The organism is Symmachiella macrocystis (genome assembly GCF_007860075.1).
Taxonomy (GTDB): domain Bacteria; phylum Planctomycetota; class Planctomycetia; order Planctomycetales; family Planctomycetaceae; genus Symmachiella; species Symmachiella macrocystis.
The window spans coordinates 725,035-749,274 of record NZ_SJPP01000001.1 but is presented as its reverse complement, the minus strand read 5'-3'; the positions used below and the strand labels follow the sequence as shown (position 1 = coordinate 749,274).

The following is a 24,240-nucleotide window of genomic DNA, read 5'->3' as shown; positions in this document are numbered from 1 at the left end:
GACACCCGTCGGATGAGGGCCACAGACTCTGCCGCCTCAGCAAGGTGGCGTCATCGAAATGTTATATAACAAACAGCGGCTCATTCCATTTGCGCTGCTTATCATTGGCTTTTGGGCATATTGGAGTCCGCTGCAAAGCATTGTTGAAAATTGGTCGTCGAACGCCGATTACTCGCACGGATTCATCGTCCCATTCATTTGTGCTGCTATTCTCTATCTACGGCGCGAGTCACTGCCCGAGGTCGCGCCCTCGGTATCGTTTGCCGGTCTGGCATTGATGCTGTTTGCCTGCTTCATGAGATATTCCTCTGGGCGGCTTTATTTCCCCGAGCTTGATGCTTGGTCGCTCCCGGTGTGGATTGGCGGCTGGGTCTGGATGTGCTTTGGATGGCGCTGTTTTTGCTGGGCCGCTCCCGCGATTGGGTTCTTGTGTTTTGCAATGCCCCTGCCTGCGACAATTGAAATTGCCCTGAGTACGCCCCTGCAAAAGCTCGCAGCAGGTTGCTCGGCCTGGACATTGCGACTCTTTTCGCAACCGGCCATTGTTGATGGGACTGTGATCCTGCTCGACGGTCATCAGTTTGAGGTCGAACGAGCCTGTAGCGGGTTACGGATGTTTTTTGGCATCTTGGCGCTTGCTGTGGCGACCATCACATTGGCCCGAACAAGTCTCAGGAAATCGCTCTTACTGTTGGCCGCTGTGATACCGGTTTCGATCATCGCCAATGTCATACGTATCGATGTGACAGCATTGTTGGCCAAATACTGGTCTGGGGAAGTGTCCGAGCGATTTTCGCACGACTTTGCCGCCGTGGCCATGGTCCCGCTGGCAGCTGCCATGTTTTGGGGCGTGCTGGTTCTTCTGGATGCAACGAGCCGCCGGTTTGCGGCAAGTAAGTCCTCCGGATCGTCGTGGATGCTGCGGTTGGGCGTGGCTGCGGTGGTGCTGATTGTCTCAGTGCTCTTCATGCAGCGATTTTTTGAAAATCGCACACTCAGCACGCTGCAAAAGACGGCAGAGCGGTATGAAACCGAAGAAAATTACGAGAAGGCTGCGACGTACTACTCACGGTATTTGTCGATCGATCCCGATGATTCCGACGTGGCGATTCAGTTTGCCGAGATGTCGCATCGTTCGGCGCACGCCAATGGAAGTTGGCTGCGCGTTGCACAACTCTATTTGCATGCTTGGGAGTTGGCTCCACAGCGCGTTGAATTGGCAGTGACTGCCGCAAAGATCGCGACCCAAATCCACGAGTTTCGCATGGCGTTGGATATCTACGAGGAACTGAAAACCAACCCGCACGAAGCCTCAGAGATATCGCAAAGCGAACTTGAGAAGCTTTATGCGGATTCGTTGGTCGCCTACTTGCGCTGGGAAGGAGGCCGGGCCAACGTCACGTGGCAAGAAGCAATTGCCGTTTTGCGTCAAGTGATGGAAAGCGGGGATTACGAGGTCTCGCATGCCGCGACCCTCGCTTCGGCCATCATGGATTTTTCGCCGCGAACGGAGGCAGAAGGTGATTCGGAGGAAGCAGGCACGCCTCAAGTTTCCGCATGCCAAGTGCTTGAGAAGCTGGTCAAAGATAAAGCTGAAGTCCCCTTAGCGTGGTTGGCAAAATACGAATTCGAGCGGGTGTATGGAAATTGTTCCGACGCGGATTGCGAGGTCAGTTTGCAGCAGGCGCTCAAGTTGGTGTCGCAGTCGAGCGGTTTGGAGGCGGCGCGGGTTTATTACATCGCTGCACAATTGCAGATGCAGAAAGAGAACTTCCCAGCGGCCCAGGAATTGTTGGTAAAAGCAATTGCCGCTCAACCCGAGTTCCACCTGCCCTATTTGGCACGTGCCAAGATATTCTTGGCCGAAGGGGGCGCTGAGGGGGACAGCAAAGCGATCGTCGCTTTGGAAAACGGGTTGGAACAAGTCTTGGCGAAAAAAGGACGCACGGAATTATCGTTGCTCGTGCCGCTGGCCTCGCTGCTGGCGCGAACCGGGCAGTTTGAAAAGGCGGAGGCGTTGGTCGTTCCTTTAGAGAAACATGCCCCGAGCATTTCAGAAAGCGAGAGAGGAGCGGTGCTGGGAAGCATCGCTCTGGTCCGTGGCCGCATCGCTGCGGCAGAGCAATCCCCGCGTCATGCATTGGGGGTGTTGCTCACGTTTCTGGGGACACCAGACATGGAGCTTGCTCAAAATCAGTTTCCTAAAGTGTACGCCGAAATCTGGAGCTTTTACGGAGACTTGTGTTTCGGGCTGGGACAACTCGATGTCGCTATGGACGCCTATGGCCGTGCCAGCGATTTGAATCCGAGACTTGCCGCTGCCCGGCTGCAATTGGCCAACCTTGCGACCAGATCTGGGAATTTGGAGTTGGCCGAGAAACAATTGTTGGCCGTCATGGGTGGCACGGAGGAGATTCAACTCAATGCCGCTATCGGATTGGCGCGCGTCGAGTTGCAACGGCAAAAATCCCTACCAAAGCAGCAGCGGGACTGGTCTGCCGTCACCAAGGCATTGGAAAAAGCTGCCCAACGTGGCGCTTCCCATGAAACGATCGAACTCATTTCAGTGGAGATGATGATCGCCCAAGGCCAAGTTGATGAAGCTGTAACACGCTTGGAAAACGCGCTGAAAGTCAATGGCGACTCGGCATTGCTGTGGCAAGATTATGCTGCTTTAAAGCTGCAGCTGGGCGACCATAAAACGGCCTTGCAGGCCGCGAAAAAGTTCCGTGAGCTGTCCGATGATCGGTCGCGTGCCGCTGTTCTCCAATCGCGCGTGCTGGTTGGCGATAATCAAATTGACGAAGCGATTGCGCTGCTCCAAAAAGAGTTGGAGCTTGATAAAACGACGGAGAAGCAAGGGGAGTTGCTGATCGAGCTTTCGCATTTGCATTTGCGCAATGGCGACATGCCGCGTGCCGTCGAGATCCTGGAATCCGCCCACGAACGCCTGCCGCAAAATGGAGCAATCGTCGACGAAGCCGCCCGGTTAGCTTGGCTGCGACAAGAGTGGACCCTGCTTGCTAAATATTCCCAATGGCTCAAGGAGATCGAAGGTCCCCAAGGAACGGAATGGAGAGCGTATCAGGCGCAGATTTTATTAGCTGGCTTGGATTCCGCGAACGATCCCAACTTCGAAAAGGCGCATGAATTCATTCAATTTGTCCAGAATCGCCGTCCGAATTGGCCGAAGTCAAAAATTCTCTTGGGTGAACTATCGTTACTGCAAGGCAAGTATCCGGCGGCTTTGGTCTCCTATAAGGAGGCCTGGCAATTGGGGAGCCGCAATATCTTATTAGCGGACCGCGTTATCGATATGTACACGCGGACCGATAGTAAACTGAAGGCGCAAGAATTTGTTACGCAGGCGAGCAAGATGTTGGCGTTCTCGCCTCAATTGTTTGACCGCGCCGTGCCGTATTACGCGCAAGGAACGGAACGAGAACAGGCGCTGATTCTGGCGAAATCCTGGGCCGAATCCCGTCCTGATGACGTCGACACACAATTACGTTTAGGACGCGTGTTGATGATGTTGGCCGAAGGCGAAGTCAGAGATAAGAAACAAAAATCTGCTTTTCTCACCGAAGCCGAAAACGCGTTCCGCAAGGCAGTGGACAATTCGCCGTCCAATATCCGCTCATGGGTGGCCTTCGTTAATTTTTACGATCAGGTTCTTGATTCGCGCGAAGACGCCATTTCCACCCTCCAGGAACTCGCCCAGCAAGCCTCGATCAGTGACCGCCACAAATCGTTTGTATTGGCTCAACTCTATACGCGGTTGGGGCTCGTGGATGAGGCCCGCCGGTTTTACCTGGAGTCGATCATCTTATCGAGTGATGCTGAGGATCCGCGCAGCCTGCAAATTCTGACGCATGCAGCGCAATTCTATTTCTCGCAATCACCACAATTGGCCGAAATGCTCACGCGTCGCGTGCTTGTGGCGAAACCCAACAGCCGATTTGCGAAAATGATGCTGGCCAATTTACTATTGAATGACGGCGATACGGCTGCGACCGAAGAAGCTGGCCGCGTGCTGAAGCAAGAATTCGCGGATATCAATCAGAACCCCCAATCCGCCGTGATTCGCGCCCGAATTCGGTTTCTTTCCCAGCGCGGTACACCAAGCGACTACACCGAGGCGGTTGGATTGGCCGAAGGCATTCTGGATAAAAAGCCTGACGACTTACGGACCATGGCCGATTTGTATGAACACGTGGATCGCATCAGCGCGGCATTTGGAATTCTCGACGATTTGGGAAGCCGTGTGACACCGCGCCCACAAGATCTCACCGAGTACCTGCGCTTCTGGCAACAGCATTTTCTAGCAGCGCCTGATCAAGAAGAAACCGTCCCATTTGAAGGGGGCGCCAGACAGATTTATGCAAAGTTAGGCGAGACACCGGAAGGACTAAGTGAATTTGTACGCTGGAAAATCCGCGAATTCAAAGTGAAAACGTCGGAGCCGCAGCTCAGCTCGGGGGATACGGAATCCCTCGCGAATGAAATCCGCGCGACTTCGGCCTTTCAGTCGGCGAGCACCGTTGAAGAACAGCAAACTCTGTTAACGCGCATTCTCTCTGTGACAATTCATGAAAATGAACCCAATTTGGCCGTCTATTTGAGTGAGCACGGCTTTACAAAATTGTCGCCGGAAACAGCGGCCCGCAGTCTGATCGATGCGTTGATTATTAACCGCGATATCGAAAGCAGTCGCGACGCGGTGGTCGACGAATACCTTGCCCGGGCCACCGCAACTGATGTCTCTGCAACTGGCGACTCACTGGTTCAATTGCTAGGGGATTTGCGGTTTCTACAAGGACGGTATGACGATGCTGTGCTTCTCTACCGCAAGGTGTTGGAGCGTACGCCCGATTCGACCATGGCCCGCAATAACTTGGCGCTAGCGATTGCGGAAACCTCTTCGCCCATCCAAGACGCGCGGGCAATCCTGCAAGCTGCGCTTGAGCAACAGCCCGAGAGCCTGCAACTCAATGACTCCATCGCAACCATAGAGTTGATTGCCGGCAATGCACAGCTGGTGATCGATCGGCTCACGCCAATGGCGAACGAATCACGTGCTGACGCCTCCCTTTGGCTACACTTGGCCGAAGCGTACAGCCAGATCGGAAACGACCAGTCTGCTCAGGACGCCTTCCAACGTGCTTTGGCCTTGGGCATCGAACGACAGGTGCTTTCCGCGCGAGACCAGAAATCGTTGCGCGACCTATCGGAGCATTTTCGGCATGCGGTGTTTGTGAAAGGCTCATCCTGAGGGGAACATCATTATGAAAACCGCAATTGCATTAGCGATAGCCTCACTGGTTACCGTGGCCTCCGCTCAGCTGCAGCCGGGACGCCTTTATCAGCAAGCTCCTGCGAAAATTCTTGATACCGAATCACAACGACTTGCAAACTTTCCAGTGGCATTTGGGGATTGGGAATCGCAAGCCGAGGGCGATTCGCTCCCTGAAGGCGTGCAAACGGAATTAGGGCTTGAGAATTATCTCAGCAGGATCTATCGCAACCGAAAGACAAATCAACAGGTCGCGTTGTTGATCATGGTCGGTTCACCGGGCCGTTTGGTTCGCCATCCACCGGACATTTGCTATTCAAATCGTGGCAGCCGAACACTTTCGACTGATGAAATCCTTATCGAAGACGCCGACGCAGGACACAGCTTTCGATCCCTGGCCTATGTCGGAGACGATTCAATGGATCAATCCGACGAGTTCGTTGTTGCGTATGGCCACACTGCTGATTCGCAATGGGATGTGCCACGTTTTCCGCGATTCACTTATGGCAGCGAATCATTCTTGTACAAAATGCAGGTGCTCGTTGCCGGGGGTGACAATAACGAGGAGCGGATTCAGACCGCGCAGATGTTTCTGACGGACTGTGTCCAAGCTTTCCAAACGCTGCGAAGTGCGAAATGAAATCGCCGCAACCGAAAACGAATCGGTGCGCGGCTTTTTTTAGATTTAGATGCGAAATAGCGATGGCTGTTCTCAATCTGTGTCCCAAAATCGGCATCAACGTCCTGATGGCCGCTGTGATTCTCACGGCTGTTGCGATCAAGGCCCAGGCCGATCCGCCGCCGCGACCAGCGTTTCGAAACCATATTGTGCCGTTGCTCACGCGACTTGGCTGCAACAAAGCGGCCTGTCATGGAGCAGCCGACGGGCAGGCTGGGTTTCACCTCTCCCTATTCGGCTATGACTTGAAGGGGGATCACGAAGCGTTACTCTCAGGCGATCCAAACCCACGGGTCAATTGGCGGGATCCTGAATCGAGCCTGATTCTACAAAAGCCCTGCGGCTTCGAAGATCACGAAGGGGGCGTGCTGTTCGAGCCGGAGAGTTTTGAATATCAAGTGCTGTTGAATTGGGTGAAAAACCGAGCCCCAGGCATTCCGCTGGGAACCGATTGGATCGAAGTCAAATCGCTCGACGTGCAACCCGCGGTTATCCGCGGTCTCCCGACCGACAAACCGATTCAATTACGCGTCCAGGCAGAGTGGAATAACAAGACAAGCGACGACGTCACGCCATTCTGCCGTTTCGTTTCCAAAGACGAGTCGATTGCTACAGTCGGGCCTGCCGGCGAGATCACGTTGCACAAGCCGGGGATGACGCATGTGCTGATCTACTACGATCGCGTGATTCAACCTGTCGAAGTCATTGTGCCCTTCGCAGACACCGCATCGAATGCCGGCCCTGCGCCAACTGGTGCAGGCAGTATCGATACGGCCGTCGATCGGCAACTTGCGCAATTGGGGCTACAACCAGCCGAACTTTGCAGTGAAGCGGAATTCCTCCGCCGTGTCAGCTTGGATTTGACCGGTCGCCTGCCGCGGTCGGATGAGGTGCTCGAATTTATTGACGATAAAGCGGCCGACAAACGAGAACGCAAGATTGACGCACTGTTGACCAGCGACGCTTATACCGATCATTGGACTGCGTGGTTGTGTGAACTATTTGGGCTGAATGAACAGGTCATGCCCGACGGCGCGTTTCGCCGCGAAGAAGCCTTGCTCAGTTATCAATGGGTTCGCCGGCGCGTGGAGCAGGGGACGAGTTACGATCAGTTGGTCAACGATCTGGTACGCAACATCAACCGGCGATCGGACCAGCCGTTTGATGAATACATCGATCAAACTAACGCGTACTTCCGCCCTGGGGGGGAGGACCTGTTGGTCAAGCAGGATCAACTTCCCTTTTTTTGGGGCAGAAAGCATATTCGCGATGCCTCGAATAAAGCGTTGACGTTCAGCCACACATTTTTGGCAGTCAAGCTTCAGTGCGCCGAATGCCACAAGCATCCCTTTGATCGCTGGACGAAAGAAGACTTCGAGGGTTTGGAGGCGTTCTTTGAGCCGTTTAAGTTTGGCATGCCCAGCAAAGACATTCCCGCGTCGAAGCGAATTCGTGATACGTTCCGGCCTAAAAAAGGATCGATCAACGACCACGTCATTCGACAGGCATTTGATGCCGGCAAACGCGTCTCCTTTCCCGGAGTCTATATAAAAGACGATGACAAGAGTGCGACGGCGCCGCAGGTCGACCGGCTCAAGGTGTTAACCGACTGGATGAATGATCGCGACCATCCGTATCTAGCCATCGCGCTTGTCAATCGGGTGTGGGAACACTTTTTAGGAACCGGGATCGTCAGCACGCCGGATGATCTGAGTATTGGGAATCCTCCCAGCAATCGTGAACTCTTGGATCGGCTGGTTCTGCAATTTATCGAATCGGATTATCGCCTTCGCACGTTGCATCGTGAAATTGTGACGAGTCGGGCGTATCAGCGCAGTTCCACGCTTAAAGACGCGGTGCCTGAACATCGTCGGCAGTTCGCGCAATCTCAGTTTCGCCCGATGTCGGCGGAGGTGCTCTATGATGCGGTTTTTCAGGCGACTGCGGATGATGAGACACAAATAACCTCGACAGATACAATGGTCGGTCCGCTATCGGTCTTGCGAAATACCCATCGCGCGCGAAAATTGTTGGCGCGGATGGGGCAACCGCCGGGCGACGAAGTATGCGCACGCGTTCGCTCGAATGACCCCACGCTGCCGCGCACGTTAGAATTATACAACGGACCAACGTTTCGCAAACTTTTGGATCGTCCTAAAGGTTGGATTGGCCGCTTGCGGAGCACCGGAACCGAAGCGGCGGCTCAGCAGTTGAGAACCCCCGGTGGACTTTTGCCGAACTTAATCGACGCTGCCTTTTTACGGACGGTCTCGCGACTACCCTCGAGTGAAGAACGCTCCAGCTGCCTGTCCTATTGTCAAGAATCAAAGAGTCTTCCCGACGGCGTGCGCGATGTCCTTTGGGCACTGATCAACTCACGAGAATTTTTGCTCAACCATTAAGCGATTGAAATAATAATGCCTCGATCTACTCCCCACACCTTGCGACCCTCGCGTCGAGACGTGCTCTGCGCGGGGACTCTTGCGATCGGCGGCATCAATCTTTCGCATCTGTTGCGCGCCGAGGAGGCCGTTTCAGGCTCATCCGAAAAGTCGGCCATCGTGATCTTATTGGATGGCGGGCCGTCGCACATCGATACCTTTGATCCCAAGCCCACGGCGCCCCGCGAAATGCGCGGGGAGTTTAGCACGATCTCCACATCGCTGCCCGGCGTCCAGTTTTGCGAACATCTTCCGCAATTGGCGCAGGCCACCGATCGTTATGCCTTGGTGCGCGGAGTGTCCCACTCGTTGTCCGACCATGGGTTGGGAAAAAAATACATCCTGACGGGAACTCCGCCACTGGCTTCAATTCAGTATCCTTCATATTCCGCGGTGATGAATTATCGAAATCCCGCTGCGATAGAATTGCCTGGAACTGTTGCCATTCCCCGCTCGCCTCAAGGACCGGGCTTTTTGGGAATCGAGCATGCCTCGTTTGAAACAGGAGAGTTTCCCAAGGCGGGACGTCCCCTGGATATCCCGGCGCTGGCCCTCCCCACGGGAACAACCTCCCCAATGCTCGAGCGTCGCGAACGGTTACGACGCACGCTGGATCAGAAACTCGAGCAGTCCGGGAATTCCACTGTGCTGTTGGACGGCATGGACCGTCACAGCCAGAAGGCGTATTCGATCCTAACTTCGCGGCGGACACGCGCCGCATTCGATCTCTCCCAAGAAAAACCGGCCTTTGCCAAACAGTTTGCTCAGGATGCTTTCAGTCAAAGTTGCCTGCTGGCCATTCGTCTGGTCGAGGCGGGCGTGCGCTGCGTGACGATTTCGTTCGGGGGCTGGGATACGCACCGGAACAATTTTCCAACCCTTAAAAACAAGAATCTTCCGCGACTAGATACGGGGTTGGTCGCACTGTTGCAAGGCTTGACGCAGCGAGGTCTATTCGATTCGACCTCGGTACTGGCCACAGGTGAATTTGGGCGCACCCCTAAAATCAATGCGTATGGTCAACCAGGTCGCGAGCACTATGCAAAGTGCATGTTCATGTTGTTGGCCGGCGGAGGTTTCGTCGGTGGCCAGGTGGTAGGTGGCAGCGATACCACCGGTTCGTTACCTGCCGAGGTCTCCATCTCTCCCGACGATGTCGCCGCGACATTTTATACCAGCCTGGGGATGGACCCTGAGCAGGTTTTGCATTCCCCCGACGGTCGACCGGTGACTTTGGTGCGCAATGGTTCGCCGATCCGACAGTTGATTCGCGGTAGTTGATGCCAAATCAACGCACATTGCAGCCGCTTGTTGAGACGCTTAGTTGGTTCCATCCGGGAATAAGGACGGAGGCGCGAGCGGATGCGTTTCTGGAGTGGGCTCCATGCTATCGCTAGGAGCCGGAGCAATCTCTAGAGGCGAAGGAGAGGGAGTCTCGTTCTTTAACTGTTCCCAATTGCAGCCGTTGGGGCAAGGAGCCGGGCTTTGCGGATGGTCGGAAGGGCCGCAGCGCCAGACTGTCGGTTTGACTCCAAAATTGTGCCAGTCCGGGCCGCAGGGCGTGCGCCGCACCGCTTCGCTGCTGCACGGTCCGTACGTATCTTTGAGATCGGTGGGACAACACTCTTCTCGGTTCAGCCAATGGCATCCGGTCGAAAAACTGAGAACGACGCAGACGATCAACCAGTCGGTCCGCTGCAAGCTAAAGGTGCGTGACATGGTTGTTTTCCGGGAATCAGTAGGCAGGATAAGTTTGAAGTCAGGGCGACGCTAGCGGACGTATAGCACGTGCAACGTTACCGCTAGAAACCTTGGTTGTTCACAGTGCCGTAGGTCGTAATTCGATTGGCCGTCTGGGTTCCCAACAATGTCACACCCAGCATGCGTTCGATCGGCGAGATGATTTTCGCCAGGGCGGTATCGAAGGCCACCAATTTGTCTTCCGCCACATACAGGCGGTCGCCCGGCATGAGTTGGTAGTTGGTCGTCACGTCGCCGCGTTGGGAAATTCCCAGCCAATCGATGGGCATGATTTGGTCGCCCCCCTGGTTATTGAAACCGGGACGGGCCACCCACATCCGGATCGATGAATTCGAAGAAAAGCCTTGGATCTCTCCGATCGCATCCAAAGCCGTTTCGCTCCCTTTGATGGGCAGCCGAAACACTTGATCGCCCAGGCCCGCGCCTTGTGTAATGACGTAATACACCTTGCTGTTGAAACCGAACACGTCGACGCCGACTTGCGGATTTTCGAAGTATTGAGAAAGGTGTGTTTCGATTGTTGTTTTGGCTTCTTCGATCGTCATCCCGATCAGGCTCACGCGACCATAACTGCCGAGTGTGACGCGTCCGTCAGGGGCGACCAAATGTTCGCCGGAGATGTCCTGTTGTGAGGCGATACTGGAAAGCGTGATCCATACCCGCGGCTCACGCGCCACCAGTTGCAACCGTTCTTCCAATTCGTTGCGGATCATCTCAATCGTTTTACCGGTCGCGCGAATGGGTTGATGCTGACCGTCGAGATAATCATATTCGTAGCCCAGGACCAAGTTGCCATCGAGACCGATGACATGTTCTCCCCCAATGGGCGCTTCGGTCGGCATTCCCGTGGCTTGCACGATCAGCGTATCGAGTGGGCGGACGCGGTAGGGATGTTTGGGAACGAGGCTGATTGCCGAGATGGTCAACACATCGGGAGGCTCGATGACGTAGACCGGCGATGTCGCCTTGGACAACTCGTGCGGAATGACTTCCGAGATGGGGGGCGCCGTGGAATACTCGACGGACGAATCGTCGAAAGTCGCGCATCCTGTGACCTGCCCCCATGGATGACACCAGTCACATGACTTAGTGTTCAATTGTATCACGGGTTGTTCTGTTCGCCTGCTGGAGCGTAGCGGAAGCCGGCGAACAGAACAGTTTCGTCTCCGGCACCGGGGCTCGATAGCCAAGAGAACTGTGAGGCCTGATCGTGTTGTATTCTCTTCGCCAACGTTCGATCAGTACCTTTGCCTCCAATAACGTATCGAAGATTTCTCCATCAAGCAATTCGTCCCGTAGTTTCCCGTTGAACGATTCGATGTAACCGTTTTCCCAAGGACTGCCTGGCTCAATGAACAACGTCTTCACCTCCACCTTCTTAAGCCACTTGCGGACTCGCTTGGCAGTGAACTCTGGACCGTTATCACTCCGGATGTGATCGGGAACTCCTCGACGCACAAACAGGTCGCTGAGGCGTTCCAACACATGTTCACTGTTGAGCCTCCTCGCGACATCAATGGCCAGACACTCTCGCGTGTGTTCATCAATCAGATTTAACATCCGAAAAGCACGACCATCGTGAGTCCGGCAATGCACGAAATCGTAACTCCAAACATGGTTCTCGTACTGAGGTCGCAGGCGAACACACGACCCGTCACCCAACCACAGACGACGCCTTTTCGGCTGTTTTTGAGGCACTTTCAATCCTTCCTGTCTCCACAACCGTTCGATGCGTTTGTGATTCACCTTCCAGCCTTTTCGATGAAGAAGTTCGGTCACACGGCGATAGCCGTAACGACCATACTGCGTCGCCAATTCCACCATCTCACGGATCAGTCGTGGTTCATCACTCCCAGCAACTCGCGTCCTTCTCTGAGTGGATCGGGCTTGGCCCAGCACACGGCAAGCTCGCCGTTCTGAAACCCGATCCTGTCCTAAAGAATCCCGTACGAAGTTCACTGCCTTGCTACGCTTCGTAGGGCTTAGAAGTTTCCCGACGCGGCTTCTTTCAGAATGGCTTTGTCCAGTTCCGATTCAGCGAGCAACCTCTTGAGGCGATTGTTCTCTTTCTCCAGCTCTTTCAAACGTTTTGCCTGATCCATCCGCAGACCACCATACTCGCGTCGCCACTTGTAGTAGGTCTGTTGATGAATCCCCAGCCTCTTGCACATCAGCGGAATTGTCATTCCTTGGGAAAGATGAACCTCAGCTTCCCGGAGCTTGGTAATAATCTGTTCTGACGTATGACGCTTCCTCGGCATGATTGCCTCCTTCTTCTGGAACCAGAAGCCCAAATCCTATATCAAGCTCTGGTTTCGGTTAAAGGGGGCAGGTCATTCGTTGCCGGGCTCGCAAGCCCGTTATGCGCAGTATTACTAACAATCAAAACTTGGACTGCGGCACAGATTTCACTTCGGCTAACGAAGCAGTGAACCACGAACGACTCGAAACACCTAGTGCGGTCTTCAACCGCAACTACAGAAATATTAAACCACGAAAAAGTCGAAAGACACGAAAAGGAATCTACGTTTTCATCCAAATTTTATTATGACTTCAACTGAATCGCCGCAAGTCTTCGTCATTTCTCTACATTGTTTTCGTGTATTTCGCTTCTTTCGTGGTTATATTTGCGATGCTCTGTGAATTGTGCCAACAGGAACCGGCCACCAGCTTTCACCATCTGATTCCCCGTACGCTGCACAGCAACCGTTGGTTTAAGAAGAACTTCACCCGTGAGCAAATGCGCAGCGGGATTGACGTCTGCCGGCAATGCCATCGCTCGATACACAAATTCGCCAGCGAAAAGGAACTCGGCCGCCGTTTTTACACGATGGAGTTGCTCTTAGCCCATCCGGACGTCGCAAAATACGTGGCGTGGCGGCAACGCCGCGAGCGGTGAGGGGAAACCAGATTTCCCGGCGGGTGGTCGCTGGCCGAGGAAATTGGCATAATGCCCGTTTGCCTCCCACCGAGCGCTTGGGGGCGACAGCAAACAGTATTCACGGCAGGCGGGAGCCTGCCCTACTTGATATTCAACCAAAGGATACACCCGTGGCCGCTACGCTTAGCCAATTCGCACAGACTCTCAGCGTCGAAACTGCCTTCACGGTGCTTGCCGTTGCTAAACAACTCAAAGCTGCCGGCAAGGATGTTGTCGAACTCGAAATCGGCGACAGCCCGTTTGAAAGTACCGCTTCGGCCAAATCGACCGGCATTCAAGCAATCAACGAAAACCAGTCGCACTATTGTCCCTCCAGCGGTGTGCCGGCGTTTCGAGAAGCGGCTGCCAAGTTTGTCAAAAACGAATTCGGCATTTCCGCCGCTGCGGAAAACATCATTCCCGGTCCGGGCGCCAAGGTCTTTGAGCAATTCTTCTGCGAGGCATTTCTCAATCCGGGCGACGGGGTGTTGGTCTTCAGTCCGTTTTTTCCGACGTACATTCCCAACATCGAACGTCGCGGCGCGCGGGCGGTGCTTTGTCCGCTCACGCAGGGAAATGAATTCCGCCCGCAGGTCTCCGACATCGAAGACTTTCTAAATACCGATGCCGCCCCTAAGGCGATTTTTCTCAACTCGCCGCACAACCCCACCGGCGGCGTGACGACCGAAGACGACCTGCGGGACATTGCCGATTTGATTCGCGGCAAGGATATCGCCGTCTTCTCCGACGAACCGTATTGCCACATGATCTGGGAAGGCCAGCATCATTCGATCCTGTCGCAACCCGGGATGATGGACCAAGCGGTCGCCGCGTATACGTTCAGCAAGTCCTACAGTATGAGTGGTTGGCGGTTGGGCTTTGCCGTGTCGAACAAGGAAATCTCCGATGCCATTGGCAAAATGATCAACACCACGCTCTCCTGCACGCCGACGCTGGTGCAACTGGCTGGGGCAGCGGCGCTGGAACAAGATTCGTCGGAACGGGATCGCACGATGCTGTTGTTCCGCGAGAAGGTCGTCCTGCTGACCGAAGGCCTCAACAAGATTCCCGGTTTCCACAGCCTGGACCCGACCGCCACGTTTTATGTGTTCCCCAACGTCGCACCGGTTTGCAACGATCTGGGCATCACCAGCCATGGCTTGGCGCTGTATCTGCTCGAAGGAGCGGACGATGATTTTGGCGTTGCTTGTCTGGGCGGGGAATGCTTTGGGGAAGCTGGCGCCGGCTTTTTACGATTCAGTTGCGCCGAACCCAACGATCGTCTGCAACAGGCGCTGGAATTCCTGCCCGTGGCACTGAGCCGCACCGAACGCATCGCCGCCTTTTTGGAACAGAACCCCCAATTCCGGTTGGCCAAACCGTATCCAACCGAGGCGTAACCAAGCCGGGTGCCACTGGCGATCGCGCCCCGGGAGGGCGAAGCTCCTGCTGAGCCGCAATGGTAAGTTTCGCGTAGAGCACGGCTCGGCAGGAGCCTCGCCCTCCCATTTTGTCTGCAATCCAGGATTATAAAACACGCTGTTTGATCCATGCGTAACATCCGCCTGACCATCGCCTACGACGGCACGAATTACTGCGGGTGGCAGGTGCAGCCCAACGGGACATCGATTCAAACCGTGGTTGAGGCGGCCGTAAAGAAATTGACGTTTGAGTCCGTGAATGTCCTCGCCTCGGGGCGGACTGACTCCGGTGTGCATGCGTTGGGGCAGGTCGCCCATTTTCATACGAACTCGCCGATTCCGTGCGATAAACTCCGCAGCGGCTTGCAGCGGTTTTTGCCTGATGACATTGTCGTTCGCAACGCGGAAGATGTCCCGGCCGAATTTCATTCCCGTTATCATGCGGTTCGCAAACGCTATCGTTATGTGATCCACAACAACCGCGTGGCGGTTCCGTTCTTGCAGCGCTACGTGCATCGGATCGGCAAACCACTCGATGCGACCGCCATGCACGCAGCTGCGCGGGCTTTGGTTGGCACGCACGATTTTCGTAGTTTCGAATCACACTTCCCCAATCGTTCCAGCAGTGTCCGAACGGTGATGGAACTAAATGTTACGCGGCGCGTTGGATGGGACCTTTGGTCGCCAACGCCCGGCGCCACTGCAGAGGACGGCGATTTTATTTGCATCGACATCATGGCGGACGGGTTTTTGTACAACATGGTCCGCAGCATCACCGGGACATTGCTGAAAGTTGGCTACGGCAATTGGCCCGTTGACAAGGTCCGGGAAATCCTGGAAAACCAAACCCGCGACCACGCCGGTGCGACGGCCCCCCCGCACGGTTTGTATTTGGTGCATGTCGACTATGATGGAGAAAACGTCGTTTCCAATTCCCCCGGCGCCCCGTCGTAATCACACATGAAAACCGTCCACATCATCACTCGGCTGATTCTTGGCGGCGCGCAGGAGAACACTCTGCTCACCGTCGAAGGACAACACCACGACTGGGGCGACGATGTCACCTTGCTCACCGGACCCGCGCTAGGTCCAGAAGGCAGCCTGCTTGAGCGAGCAGCGCAGCGCGACTTGGACGTGCGAATCGTTCCCGAGTTACGGCGAGAAATCCACCCCCGCCGCGACTGGCAAAGCTACCGCTCGCTGATGCGCATGCTGGCTGAAATCCAACCTGACATCGTGCACACGCATAGCTCCAAAGCAGGGGTCATTGGGCGTGCAGCAGCGACGAAATTGAAAATTCCGGTCGTGCACACGATCCACGGCTCACCGTTTCACGAATTTCAAAGTGCGGCGGCGTATCAGGTTTATCGCAGTTGCGAAAAATGGGCGGCCCGGCGGTGTGCGCTGCTGATCAGTGTGTGCGATTCGATGACCGATCAATACGTCGCGGCTGGTATCGCGCCGCGATCGATGTTTCAAACGGTCTACAGCGGCATGGAGGTCGAACCGTTTCTCAATCCCCCCGTCCCCCGTGCGGATGTTCGGCGAGAACTTGGATTTACCGAAGATCACATCGTCGTTGGAAAAATCGCGAGGCTGTTTCATCTCAAGGGACACGAATACGTCATCGAAGCCGCCGGTGAGGTTGTCGCTAAGAATCCCCACGTCCGTTTCCTGTTTGTCGGTGATGGCATCCTGCAGCAGCAATTGCAGCAACAAATCGCCGCAGCCGGTTTGAGTGACCATTTCGTGTTCACGGGTTTGGTTCCGCCGGCGCGGATACCCGAATTGATTGGCGCGATGGATATCGTCGTGCACACCAGCCTCCGAGAAGGGCTGGCCCGCGTCTTGCCGCAAGGACTCATCTCCGGCAAACCGGTGATTAGTTACGATGTCGATGGCGCCCGCGAAGTGTGCATCGACGGAGAGACTGGGTTTCTGTTGCCCCCCAAATCCGTGCCGCAATTGGCCGAGGCGATCGGCAAACTGGCCGATTCCCCCGAGTTGCGAGGACAATACGGACAAACCGGCCGCGAACGTTTCACCGACCAGTTTCGGCAGCAGACGATGGTGCGCGAGTTGCGCGAGATCTACCAAGCCGTGATCGATGAATCTCACTGAGGCGTGCGACTACAACTCACACGACTCGCCTGGGTTGAGAATCAGCGGTTCGGCTTTTGTCTCCGCGCGGACACGTTCGCCCCAGGCGGTGGCGTCTTGTGCGATTAGCTCCCAGGTATTGTAATGATCGGGGATCACCCGTTTGGGTTCGATCAATTTCACTGCTCGCAGCGCGTCGTCGGGGCCCATGGTGAAATTGTCGCCGACGGGCAAGATCGCCAAGTCGATGCCCTCTTCGCCAATTAACTTCATATCATAAAACAAGCCCGTGTCGCAGGCGTGATAGATCGTGCCGTCGGCAAGTTTCAAAATCACGCCGCACGGATTCCCGCCGTTGGACCCATCGGGCAGCATCGAACCGTGATGGGCGATGGTCAGTTTGACCGTACCGAAGTCAAACGCGTGGCTGCCGCCGATGTGCATGCCGTGCGCCTTTTCGACTCCCTGTTCGTTCAGCCAGACGGAAATCTCATGGTTGGAAATCACCGAGCAACCGGTCCGTTTGGCAATTGCCACAGCATCCCCCACGTGATCGCCATGGCCGTGTGAGACGATCAAATAGTCAGGCTGCACCTCGTCCGCAGTGACCGTTGCCGCTGGGTTGCCTGTGAAAAATGGATCGATGATGATCGTTTTTCCAGCGGCAACAATTTGAAATGTCCCGTGCCCCAGATACGTGACCGTCGTCGACATGCCGTTCTCCGAATTCGTTAATTGTCCGTTGTACTCGCGACTATGAGCGGCTCAAAATCGCGTTCATGTTTCGCTTGTAATCCTCAACACCCGGTTGGCCATAAGGATTGATCCCCATCAGTCGACCCTCGGTGACCGTCGCCAGCATGAGCATTTGCAACAAGGCGCCGATGTTGTAGGCGTCCAGTTTGGGCAAAACCAAATCGGCTGTCGGCCGGTTCACGTCGGCGTAGGCCTGATTCGTGCCCTGCAGCGCGGCCTGCAGAATTTCCGGCAGGTTTTTGCCGCTGTATTTGTTCAACTCGTCCTGATTGAGTGCATCGGGAACAGCCGGCACCGTGACCGCGCCGTTGGCATCCGGCTCGACATACAGATTGGTGATCAGCTTATCCAGCGTCCCTTCCTGGTGTTGCTGTCCGCGGCTGTGCAGGTCGCGGGTATTGACGCCCGTAATCGGCGTGGCCCCTTTTTCTGCTTTGCCTAAACTTTCAGCCAGTAGTTGGTCGTACCAAAGCCCGACCGCTTCTAACCGTTTGCCCCAGGTCGAAAGCACGCGGATGTTTAAGCCGTGTTCGGTTTCTAGATAATGGCTGACCGCCGTGTATTGCAGCGTCGGATTGTCATCGTAGTCAGCTGTGTGGAAACGTTCAGTGGCATCAGCAGCGCCTTGCAACAACTGTTTGATGTCGATTCCCAGCACCGCTGCCGGCAGCAGGCCCACAGCAGTGAACACAGAAAACCGTCCCCCCACGCCGTCGGGAATCGGAAACGTCGCCGGATATCCCCGCAGGTTCGAAAAATTGCGGAGCTTGCCTGTCTCGCCGGTCACGGGCATCACCAGGCTCAGTGCTTCGGCGGAATCGCTGCCGTAAAATTCTTCCAATGCTTGGCGAAACACGCGAAACGCGACCGCGGTCTCCAATGTACCGCCCGATTTACTGATGACCACAATTCCCCAACGATCGGCGATCTCAGCCGGATCGGTGCCTGCGGCTAACAGTTCCAACAATCCGCTGACCGCGGCGGTATCGACGTTGTTGCCTTCAAACGAAAGCTTGGGAATGCCGTTGCGTTTCTCACGTGACAATTCGTTGTGGTAGGGATGACACAGCGCCTCGAACAACGCACGGGCTCCCATATAGGACCCGCCGATCCCCAAGACCACCATGCGGTCGACCTGTCCGGCGAATTGCGCAGCGGCGGTTTCGATGCGGCCGAGTAACGAGTCGTCACCAGATTCGTTCCATTCGGCCAACAGATTTTTGGGCAGTTCGATAAACCCCGCGTCCAGCGGCTGTTTCTCTGCTGGAATATCGCATCCAGCATGCAGCAAGCCGACATCGGCGATGACCTCATTCCGCGCGGCCAGCACGGCTGTTTGAACTTTGTCGAAATCGACGGCTTGAATTTGGGACTCAGCCGCGGCGGCGGAATAACGAATGTGGTCGCTCATGCAATGGTCCCTCATGTTGATAATAAAGTGAGATAGCCGCCCAGCCTAAGCAATTAACATTTCTGCGGGCGGGGGTTCGATCCCGAAGTCTTCGATTGTGAGTAGCGATTTCAGCGGCAATTCGCGCTTGGCAAAATTTGCCGCTCCACCTTCCATTCGGTCGACGATGGCGACGACTTGCACGACTTTGCAACCGAATTCCTCAATGCGGTCGACGGCCAACAATGAACTGCCGCCGGTGGTCACCACGTCGTCGACGATCACCACCCGCGCCCCGGGTTGCACCGGGCCTTCGATAAACTTGTTCGTGCCGTGCCCTTTGGATTCCTTGCGTACCAAAAAACCTTGCACGTCCTGGCCTCGCTCGGCGGCGACGGTGATTGTGCCGCCGATGATCGGATCGGCCCCGATCGACATCCCGCCAATCGCGTCGTACTCGACATCGGCGAGTAGATCGAGCAAACCCTCGCTGACCTGCCGCAGTCCCTCGGATTGCAGCGTGATTTGTTTGCCGTCTAGGTAATAGCTGGCTGTTTTTCCGGAAACCAGTTTGAACTCGCCGAATTTCAGGGCGCGTTCTTTGAAGAGTTCAATCAGGCGATCTCGATCGTACATGGTTGCGTCTTTCACGACTACAGGTTTCAAAACCTTCTGCTGCGTCTCGCGTGTCCCACAATCTCGAGGTCAAAACCAAGTACAACCAGGTTTCGAAACGGGTTCTCAATAGATCCCGGCCCTGAATGTGAAGAATCGTAGACGGCGGCGAATAGTGCGACCGGCACCCGGGCTGCGTCGCGGTTAGATCATACGCGCCCTTCACCGAATTTCAACGCTGCCCGCGTCCCCGCCCAGTTCCAGCGGCAAACTGGACCGGTGCATGTGCCCAGATATGAAAAAAGACGCGAAGGCTAGTGATTGCCTTCACGTCAATGCACGGTGGTTTGGGGGAATGCGGGCTATTTCCAGCGATACATCGACTGTCCATTCAACGCCCGTATGAAGAGCTGATCACCACAGACAGCAAGGTGGGCCCAAGTCGGCTCGTCGCTGATGTGCCGTTTGTCCAGCAACTCGAATTGCTGTGGATTGGCGCGGATTAAGAGCAGGTCGCCCCGTTCGTCCAATGCCAAAATCCGGTCTCCCTGTGCGACCATCGACCAGTACTTGCCGAACGGCTTGGTCACCCATGCCTCTTGCCCCGTTTCGACGTTGATGCAAGCGAAGCGTTTGTTGCGCAGGTGCAAATAAATGTGGCCGTCGATCACCACGGGCGAAGACATGTAGCCTTGGACTTTATTCCGCCAACGTTGTTCGGCTTCAGCTGCGCCGTTGTTCAGGGCATACAAATACGAACCGCCCCCGTAGCTGCTGGTGAACACCGAATTGCCAATCACGGTTGGCGTTAAGATATTCATGCCCCGAAATGCCGGGATTACTTGCGACCACAATTCCTCACCCGAGTCGAGTGCGACGCCGGCCAACTTCTTGCGAGTCTGTACCAACAGTTGCCTTTGACCGTTGATTGTTTGGATAATCGGTGAGGAAAACGCGCTGCCGTACATGCCTCCGCCATTGCGTAGGCTATGCCAGATGATCTTACCACTGTGCTTGTTTAATTTGACCAGCCCGGCACCTGCTTGGATGTAGACGAAGTCTCCGTCGATCAATGGAGAACAGACACAACCGAAAGCGGGGGGTTTCGCGCCGGTGGCTTTGGCAAAATCGACTCGCCAGATCTCCTGTCCGTCAGCGCCATTCAAGCAAACCAACACATCACGGATCCCTGCCACATACAATCGTTCCCCATCATAAGCGGGTGTCGAACGGATCCAATCGCCGTTGGACTTGGCGAAAAAAGGCACCTTGATGGCCCCAGGCCACGAAACCTTCCACAGTTCTTTGCCAGACTGCCGATCCATCGCGCGCACGACCTCGGTTTGTTCGCTGACTGTTTCAGTCACAAACACCCGATCGGCCGCGACGATCGGCCCGGAGTAACTTGGCCCGAGCGGAATGCTCCACACTTTTTCCAGATGTGCCGCGTCCAAGGCTTGCGGCCAAGCTGGTCCCTTTACGTGGGAGTCTCGCTGTGGGCCGCGCCATTGCAGCCATGTTGCGATTGAAGACTCTTCGGATCGCGTTGGGGAGGGCAGCAAGGCGACGATCAGAATGATGCTCAAACCGCTCAACCAGGAGTCACAAATGGATCGCATTGTTCTGGACCTTATGCCGAGATAGAGAGATTGCCAGACCACGCCATTCAGCGTGCTGAAGGTTTCTAGTGCGCCGACCAGAATTGGCAATGTACGTTATATTCGTTTTTTCGCAACATTAAGTTGATGCCGGCCGGAGTGTCGATGCGAACGATTCCAGATGTCCCAGCGTGTCGCAAAATGCATGGGCCGTCATCTGTTTTCGCAACTCTTCGGTCATCGCCCGACCGCCAATTGCTAAAGCCGCTCCGTTTGCCTGTGCTGTCGCATAGATCTGTTCGACATCCAGCAAGAATTGCGGTGTGTCCGCAATGTGAGAAGCACTAATCCAAAATAACTTCGGTCGCTTTTGCTCAATTGCATGCACCAGCGTCTCGGCAGGGAGGTTGTTGCCAAGCGTCTCGGCGTTCCAGCCATTTTCGCGGAGAACCAACTCCACTAAGGTGGTCGACAATGAGTAATGATCGCCCGCTAAGGCACCTCCCATCGCTAGTGGAGCGTCTGGATCCACCGCAGGCAATGTCGCCCGCAACTCGTGCAAAACACGCAGGCACATTTCGCAAGAATGGCGCTCCTGGTAAACCTCGACTTCGCCACAGTCCCACTTCTCACCAATCTCGGCAAACGCCGGTGCGATCACTGCGTCGCCAATGCTGCTGAATTTGTGATTCGCTAAGACGAGATCAAAAACGACCTGTCGACAAGCCTGTTCGTCATCTGCGACCAACGATTTGATGAGTTGTCGCTGCGCCGCATTCAACGTCCTGGGGCCTTGTCCAGTTGAAGCAGGCAGTCCCAGAACCGCTGGATCAGCGATATTGAGTCCAGAAGTTTTAATAAATTCCAGGACACTACTAATCGCCAGTTTTCGGTGCCCGCCTGCAGTGCGAATCGTCTCAATCAGACCCCGGTCGCACCAGCGTTTCAAAGAGGATTCGCTCACGCCAATCGCGCGTGCAACCTGTTTCGGTGAAACCAGTTCGCTCATCGTATTCACTTCCCGCGCCATAACACCTTCCTTTCGGAGCGATTATAGCCAGGCAGACGACCAAGGCGAACGAATTGCACGTTTTTTTGGCGAAGGGATCTAAGGGATTAGCAGTTTTTAATGATTTTAATGAACGATTTGGACGATATAAGGGTTGACGCCAGGCAAGGGAGGGTCTAGAGTGGGGTTGAACTGAACGTTTTGAACGTTTTTTGTGTTTCTGGGGCGACCCGCGAGAAAGGCGAATTGTCATGTCCATGGTACTGGTTGCAAGTCGAACAAAAACTGCACAACGGTCGAGTCAATCCGCCTGTGCGAAAAAATCCGTCAGCCCCGAGCAACGCGAAGAAGTACTGCAGCTTCTGCAGGAGGAAATTGCCTATATCCATAATGGGGAATTCGAGCATCTAGACATCGACACTATTGAACAGTTAGTGCAGGAGGCGGGAATACATCGCCGACAGCCGTCGTCGGAAACAACGATTCCGGACGGGCTTCCCGCTTATTTGGCAAACCTCTACACCATTCCGTTATTAACGGCTGAGGGAGAAGCGGCGTTGTTTCGCAAGATGAACTACTTGAAATACCGCGCGAATTTGTGTCGTGTCGCGCTCGACCCGGATCGACCGCAACGCAAGTTGACTCAAAATTTACGTCGGTTCTTGGAAGCGGCCGACGGTGTGCGCAATTTGCTAGCGGAATCTAATCTGCGATTGGTCGTCTCGATCGCACGTCGCTTTGCTGGCCCCCGGTTTTCCTTTGAAGAGCTAGTCAGTGAAGGAAACATGATTTTGATGAAAGCGATTGAGAAGTTTGACTACTCCCGCGGATACCGATTCAGCACCTATGCCACGCATTCCGTGCAGCGGCACTTCTTCCGTCATTTTCGCAATGCCAAACGTCGAAATACGCATGAAGTGGCCATGGCGGATGAGTATCTCAATGAATTGTCCGACAATAGCGAGCAAGAATCCGACAAATTCGAATTCAGCGATGCCCAGGTCGGTGAGATTCTGGCTCAACTCGACGAGCAGTTGGATGAGCGCGAACAGTATATTATCCAGGAACGATTCGGCATCGGCCCGTCGGGAACCGCGCGGACGCTGCAAAGCTTGTCGCAAGAATTACACGTCAGCAAGGAACGGGTCCGCCAATTGCATCACAAGGCAATCGCGAAGTTGCGAAAAGGCTTGGACCGACTGTTCCCGGACATGATGAGCGTATGAAGGGGCGGGGTGACCCGGACTTGAGACGAACAACCGCTGCGACATCCGCGAATGTCCCGACGAATTCAGCGGTTGCACCGATCATGACGATTGCGGGCTTACGCATCGATTGGCAAAGCCCCTGTTGACTGTTTTGCAGCCGGTCTCGGTCGGTTTTTGCTGTATAATTGACGGTCCCCCGCCGGCAAAACTCCCGTGTGTCGCGACCCTTTTCCCCGGCTGTGGTCAATGCCCCCGAGGAGGAACGCGTCGTGTTTTTGATTGGTGCCCCGCGAAGCCGTCCGTCGGTGTTTTCACCGCGCTACATGTGGAATCGCGGTGTGGCTGCCACCGTTTCTCGGCAAAAACTTATGCTCAACGGCCCGCCCGAAAGTCGGATTGCTGCACTGACGTTCGATGACGGCCCGCACGCCGAACACACGCCGGCAATTCTTAAGGTGCTCGCCGCGCACCGACTTCGTGCGACGTTTTTCGTCACTGGTGAAAAAGCTAAACGCTTTCCCGATCTGGTGGCCCTCATCGCCCAGAAAGGGCACGTGATTGGCCAACGTGGCTATTATCAACAGGGCTCCGCCCCCAAGACCGAGCAGGAATTGGTGGAAGAGTTGTTGATGACCGAACATTGGATTCGCAAGGTCACGGGCGAGTCGCCCCGGTTGTACCGACCCGCGCAAGCCAAGCCGTCGATGTCGCACATGCGGGAACTGTGGCGACGAAATCAGACGGTCGTGCTTTGGAACCATGATCCGAGCGACGCGGATTCTCCTTCCCCTGCAAAATTGTCCTTAACGCTGGCGAACAACCCCATCCGAGGGGGAGACATCGTGCGGCTGCATGCCACCGCACCCCACACAGCGGCAGCATTGGACAAGATGATTCCCGGTGCCAAACGCTGCGGCATGGAGTTTGGCACTCCATTGGCTTGGCTCGATTCCCCATCCCAATCCCCAGCAGATATTCACGCCGGCCCCTGATTGCGTTATAAGCAAATCTCACGCAGGGCACTGTCTCGCTCAGCCTCCGGCGGAACA

The 24,240-nt window shown here is 55.2% G+C and carries 18 protein-coding genes; 10 read left to right on the top strand and 8 right to left on the bottom strand.

Annotated features, from left to right (window positions below):
* Nucleotides 1–58 precede the first annotated feature (58 nt).
* From xrt to CA54_RS02890, 4 genes are all read left to right on the top strand, one after another.
* A complete protein-coding gene (gene xrt / locus CA54_RS02905; RefSeq protein ID WP_146369361.1) occupies nt 59–5,272 on the top strand; it encodes an exosortase in 5,214 nt (1,737 codons plus the stop codon).
* A 13-nt stretch (nt 5,273–5,285) separates the two neighbouring features.
* Nucleotides 5,286–5,933 carry an exosortase-associated EpsI family protein gene (locus tag CA54_RS02900; RefSeq protein ID WP_146369360.1) on the top strand — a complete coding sequence of 216 codons (648 nt, stop codon included), beginning with the start codon at nt 5,286–5,288 and terminating at the stop codon, nt 5,931–5,933.
* 62 nt (nt 5,934–5,995) lie between these two features.
* Complete coding sequence (locus CA54_RS02895; RefSeq protein ID WP_197532164.1) at nt 5,996–8,374, top strand: DUF1549 domain-containing protein; 2,379 nt, start codon at nt 5,996–5,998, stop codon at nt 8,372–8,374.
* A gap of 15 nt (nt 8,375–8,389) precedes the next feature.
* The gene (locus CA54_RS02890; RefSeq protein ID WP_146369358.1) at nt 8,390–9,694 is read left to right on the top strand and encodes a DUF1501 domain-containing protein; all 1,305 of its coding nucleotides are present in this window, start codon (nt 8,390–8,392) and stop codon (nt 9,692–9,694) included.
* A gap of 39 nt (nt 9,695–9,733) precedes the next feature.
* On the opposite strand, the gene CA54_RS02885 is transcribed toward CA54_RS02890, so the two are convergent.
* The 3 genes from CA54_RS02885 to CA54_RS02875 form a co-directional block, all read right to left on the bottom strand.
* Nucleotides 9,734–10,132, bottom strand: a complete 399-nt coding sequence (locus CA54_RS02885) for a hypothetical protein (RefSeq protein WP_146369357.1) — start codon at nt 10,130–10,132, stop codon at nt 9,734–9,736.
* Between the two features lie 83 nt (nt 10,133–10,215).
* Nucleotides 10,216–11,280, bottom strand: a complete 1,065-nt coding sequence (locus tag CA54_RS02880; RefSeq protein ID WP_146369356.1) for a polysaccharide biosynthesis/export family protein — start codon at nt 11,278–11,280, stop codon at nt 10,216–10,218.
* Nucleotides 11,261–12,435 (bottom strand): IS3 family transposase gene (locus CA54_RS02875; protein ID WP_231962943.1). Its coding sequence is split into 2 segments (ribosomal slippage): nt 11,261–12,171 and nt 12,171–12,435, totalling 1,176 coding nucleotides; the frame shifts between segments, so codons are not numbered across the junction. Before CA54_RS02875 ends, CA54_RS02880 begins: the two co-directional genes overlap by 20 nt.
* A 371-nt stretch (nt 12,436–12,806) precedes the next feature.
* Here CA54_RS02875 and CA54_RS02870 point away from each other — a divergent pair.
* The 4 genes from CA54_RS02870 (at nt 12,807) to CA54_RS02855 (ending at nt 16,636) form a co-directional block, all read left to right on the top strand.
* On the top strand, nt 12,807–13,073 hold the full coding sequence (locus CA54_RS02870) for a hypothetical protein (RefSeq protein ID WP_146369355.1): 267 nt from the start codon (nt 12,807–12,809) through the stop codon (nt 13,071–13,073).
* 152 nt (nt 13,074–13,225) lie between these two features.
* The gene (locus CA54_RS02865; protein ID WP_146369354.1) at nt 13,226–14,494 is read left to right on the top strand and encodes a pyridoxal phosphate-dependent aminotransferase; all 1,269 of its coding nucleotides are present in this window, start codon (nt 13,226–13,228) and stop codon (nt 14,492–14,494) included.
* A gap of 150 nt (nt 14,495–14,644) precedes the next feature.
* Complete coding sequence (gene truA, locus CA54_RS02860; RefSeq protein WP_146369353.1) at nt 14,645–15,469, top strand: tRNA pseudouridine(38-40) synthase TruA; 825 nt, start codon at nt 14,645–14,647, stop codon at nt 15,467–15,469.
* 6 nt (nt 15,470–15,475) lie between these two features.
* The gene (locus CA54_RS02855; RefSeq protein WP_146369352.1) at nt 15,476–16,636 is read left to right on the top strand and encodes a glycosyltransferase family 4 protein; all 1,161 of its coding nucleotides are present in this window, start codon (nt 15,476–15,478) and stop codon (nt 16,634–16,636) included.
* Nucleotides 16,637–16,645: 9 nt separating this feature from the next.
* On the opposite strand, the gene CA54_RS02850 is transcribed toward CA54_RS02855, so the two are convergent.
* The 5 genes from CA54_RS02850 to CA54_RS02830 all read right to left on the bottom strand — a co-directional run bounded on the left by CA54_RS02850 (nt 16,646) and on the right by CA54_RS02830 (nt 22,004).
* On the bottom strand, nt 16,646–17,329 hold the full coding sequence (locus CA54_RS02850) for a metal-dependent hydrolase (protein ID WP_146369351.1): 684 nt from the start codon (nt 17,327–17,329) through the stop codon (nt 16,646–16,648).
* Between the two features lie 40 nt (nt 17,330–17,369).
* Nucleotides 17,370–18,782: a glucose-6-phosphate isomerase gene (locus tag CA54_RS02845; RefSeq protein WP_146369350.1), complete on the bottom strand. Its 1,413-nt coding sequence runs from the start codon at nt 18,780–18,782 to the stop codon at nt 17,370–17,372.
* A gap of 45 nt (nt 18,783–18,827) precedes the next feature.
* Complete coding sequence (gene pyrE, locus CA54_RS02840; RefSeq protein WP_146369349.1) at nt 18,828–19,397, bottom strand: orotate phosphoribosyltransferase; 570 nt, start codon at nt 19,395–19,397, stop codon at nt 18,828–18,830.
* A gap of 341 nt (nt 19,398–19,738) precedes the next feature.
* Entirely contained in the window at nt 19,739–20,995 is a 1,257-nt protein-coding gene (locus CA54_RS02835) for a PQQ-binding-like beta-propeller repeat protein (RefSeq protein WP_146369348.1), read from the bottom strand.
* A gap of 118 nt (nt 20,996–21,113) precedes the next feature.
* Nucleotides 21,114–22,004, bottom strand: coding sequence for a B12-binding domain-containing protein (locus tag CA54_RS02830; protein WP_231962942.1), 891 nt, complete (start codon nt 22,002–22,004; stop codon nt 21,114–21,116).
* Nucleotides 22,005–22,234: 230 nt separating this feature from the next.
* Here CA54_RS02830 and CA54_RS02825 point away from each other — a divergent pair, with 230 nt between their 5' ends.
* Both CA54_RS02825 and CA54_RS02820 read left to right on the top strand, forming a co-directional pair.
* Nucleotides 22,235–23,209 carry a sigma-70 family RNA polymerase sigma factor gene (locus CA54_RS02825; RefSeq protein WP_146369347.1) on the top strand — a complete coding sequence of 325 codons (975 nt, stop codon included), beginning with the start codon at nt 22,235–22,237 and terminating at the stop codon, nt 23,207–23,209.
* Between the two features lie 197 nt (nt 23,210–23,406).
* Entirely contained in the window at nt 23,407–24,183 is a 777-nt protein-coding gene (locus tag CA54_RS02820) for a polysaccharide deacetylase family protein (RefSeq protein ID WP_146369346.1), read from the top strand.
* Nucleotides 24,184–24,240: the final 57 nt, after the last annotated feature.

What these genes read in the sequence shown, in the direction of transcription:
- CA54_RS02825 (WP_146369347.1), top strand. Translation starts at nt 22,235, where the DNA reads ATGTCCATGGTACTGGTTGCAAGTCGAACAAAAACTGCACAACGGTCG.
- CA54_RS02870 (WP_146369355.1), top strand. Translation starts at nt 12,807, where the DNA reads ATGCTCTGTGAATTGTGCCAACAGGAACCGGCCACCAGCTTTCACCAT.
- CA54_RS02830 (WP_231962942.1), bottom strand. Translation starts at nt 22,004, where the DNA reads ATGGCGCGGGAAGTGAATACGATGAGCGAACTGGTTTCACCGAAACAG.
- CA54_RS02850 (WP_146369351.1), bottom strand. Translation starts at nt 17,329, where the DNA reads ATGTCGACGACGGTCACGTATCTGGGGCACGGGACATTTCAAATTGTT.
- CA54_RS02885 (WP_146369357.1), bottom strand. Translation starts at nt 10,132, where the DNA reads ATGTCACGCACCTTTAGCTTGCAGCGGACCGACTGGTTGATCGTCTGC.
- pyrE (WP_146369349.1), bottom strand. Translation starts at nt 19,397, where the DNA reads ATGTACGATCGAGATCGCCTGATTGAACTCTTCAAAGAACGCGCCCTG.
- CA54_RS02890 (WP_146369358.1), top strand. Translation starts at nt 8,390, where the DNA reads ATGCCTCGATCTACTCCCCACACCTTGCGACCCTCGCGTCGAGACGTG.
- CA54_RS02845 (WP_146369350.1), bottom strand. Translation starts at nt 18,782, where the DNA reads ATGAGCGACCACATTCGTTATTCCGCCGCCGCGGCTGAGTCCCAAATT.
- xrt (WP_146369361.1), top strand. Translation starts at nt 59, where the DNA reads ATGTTATATAACAAACAGCGGCTCATTCCATTTGCGCTGCTTATCATT.
- truA (WP_146369353.1), top strand. Translation starts at nt 14,645, where the DNA reads ATGCGTAACATCCGCCTGACCATCGCCTACGACGGCACGAATTACTGC.
- CA54_RS02900 (WP_146369360.1), top strand. Translation starts at nt 5,286, where the DNA reads ATGAAAACCGCAATTGCATTAGCGATAGCCTCACTGGTTACCGTGGCC.
- CA54_RS02835 (WP_146369348.1), bottom strand. Translation starts at nt 20,995, where the DNA reads ATGCGATCCATTTGTGACTCCTGGTTGAGCGGTTTGAGCATCATTCTG.
- CA54_RS02855 (WP_146369352.1), top strand. Translation starts at nt 15,476, where the DNA reads ATGAAAACCGTCCACATCATCACTCGGCTGATTCTTGGCGGCGCGCAG.
- CA54_RS02895 (WP_197532164.1), top strand. Translation starts at nt 5,996, where the DNA reads ATGGCTGTTCTCAATCTGTGTCCCAAAATCGGCATCAACGTCCTGATG.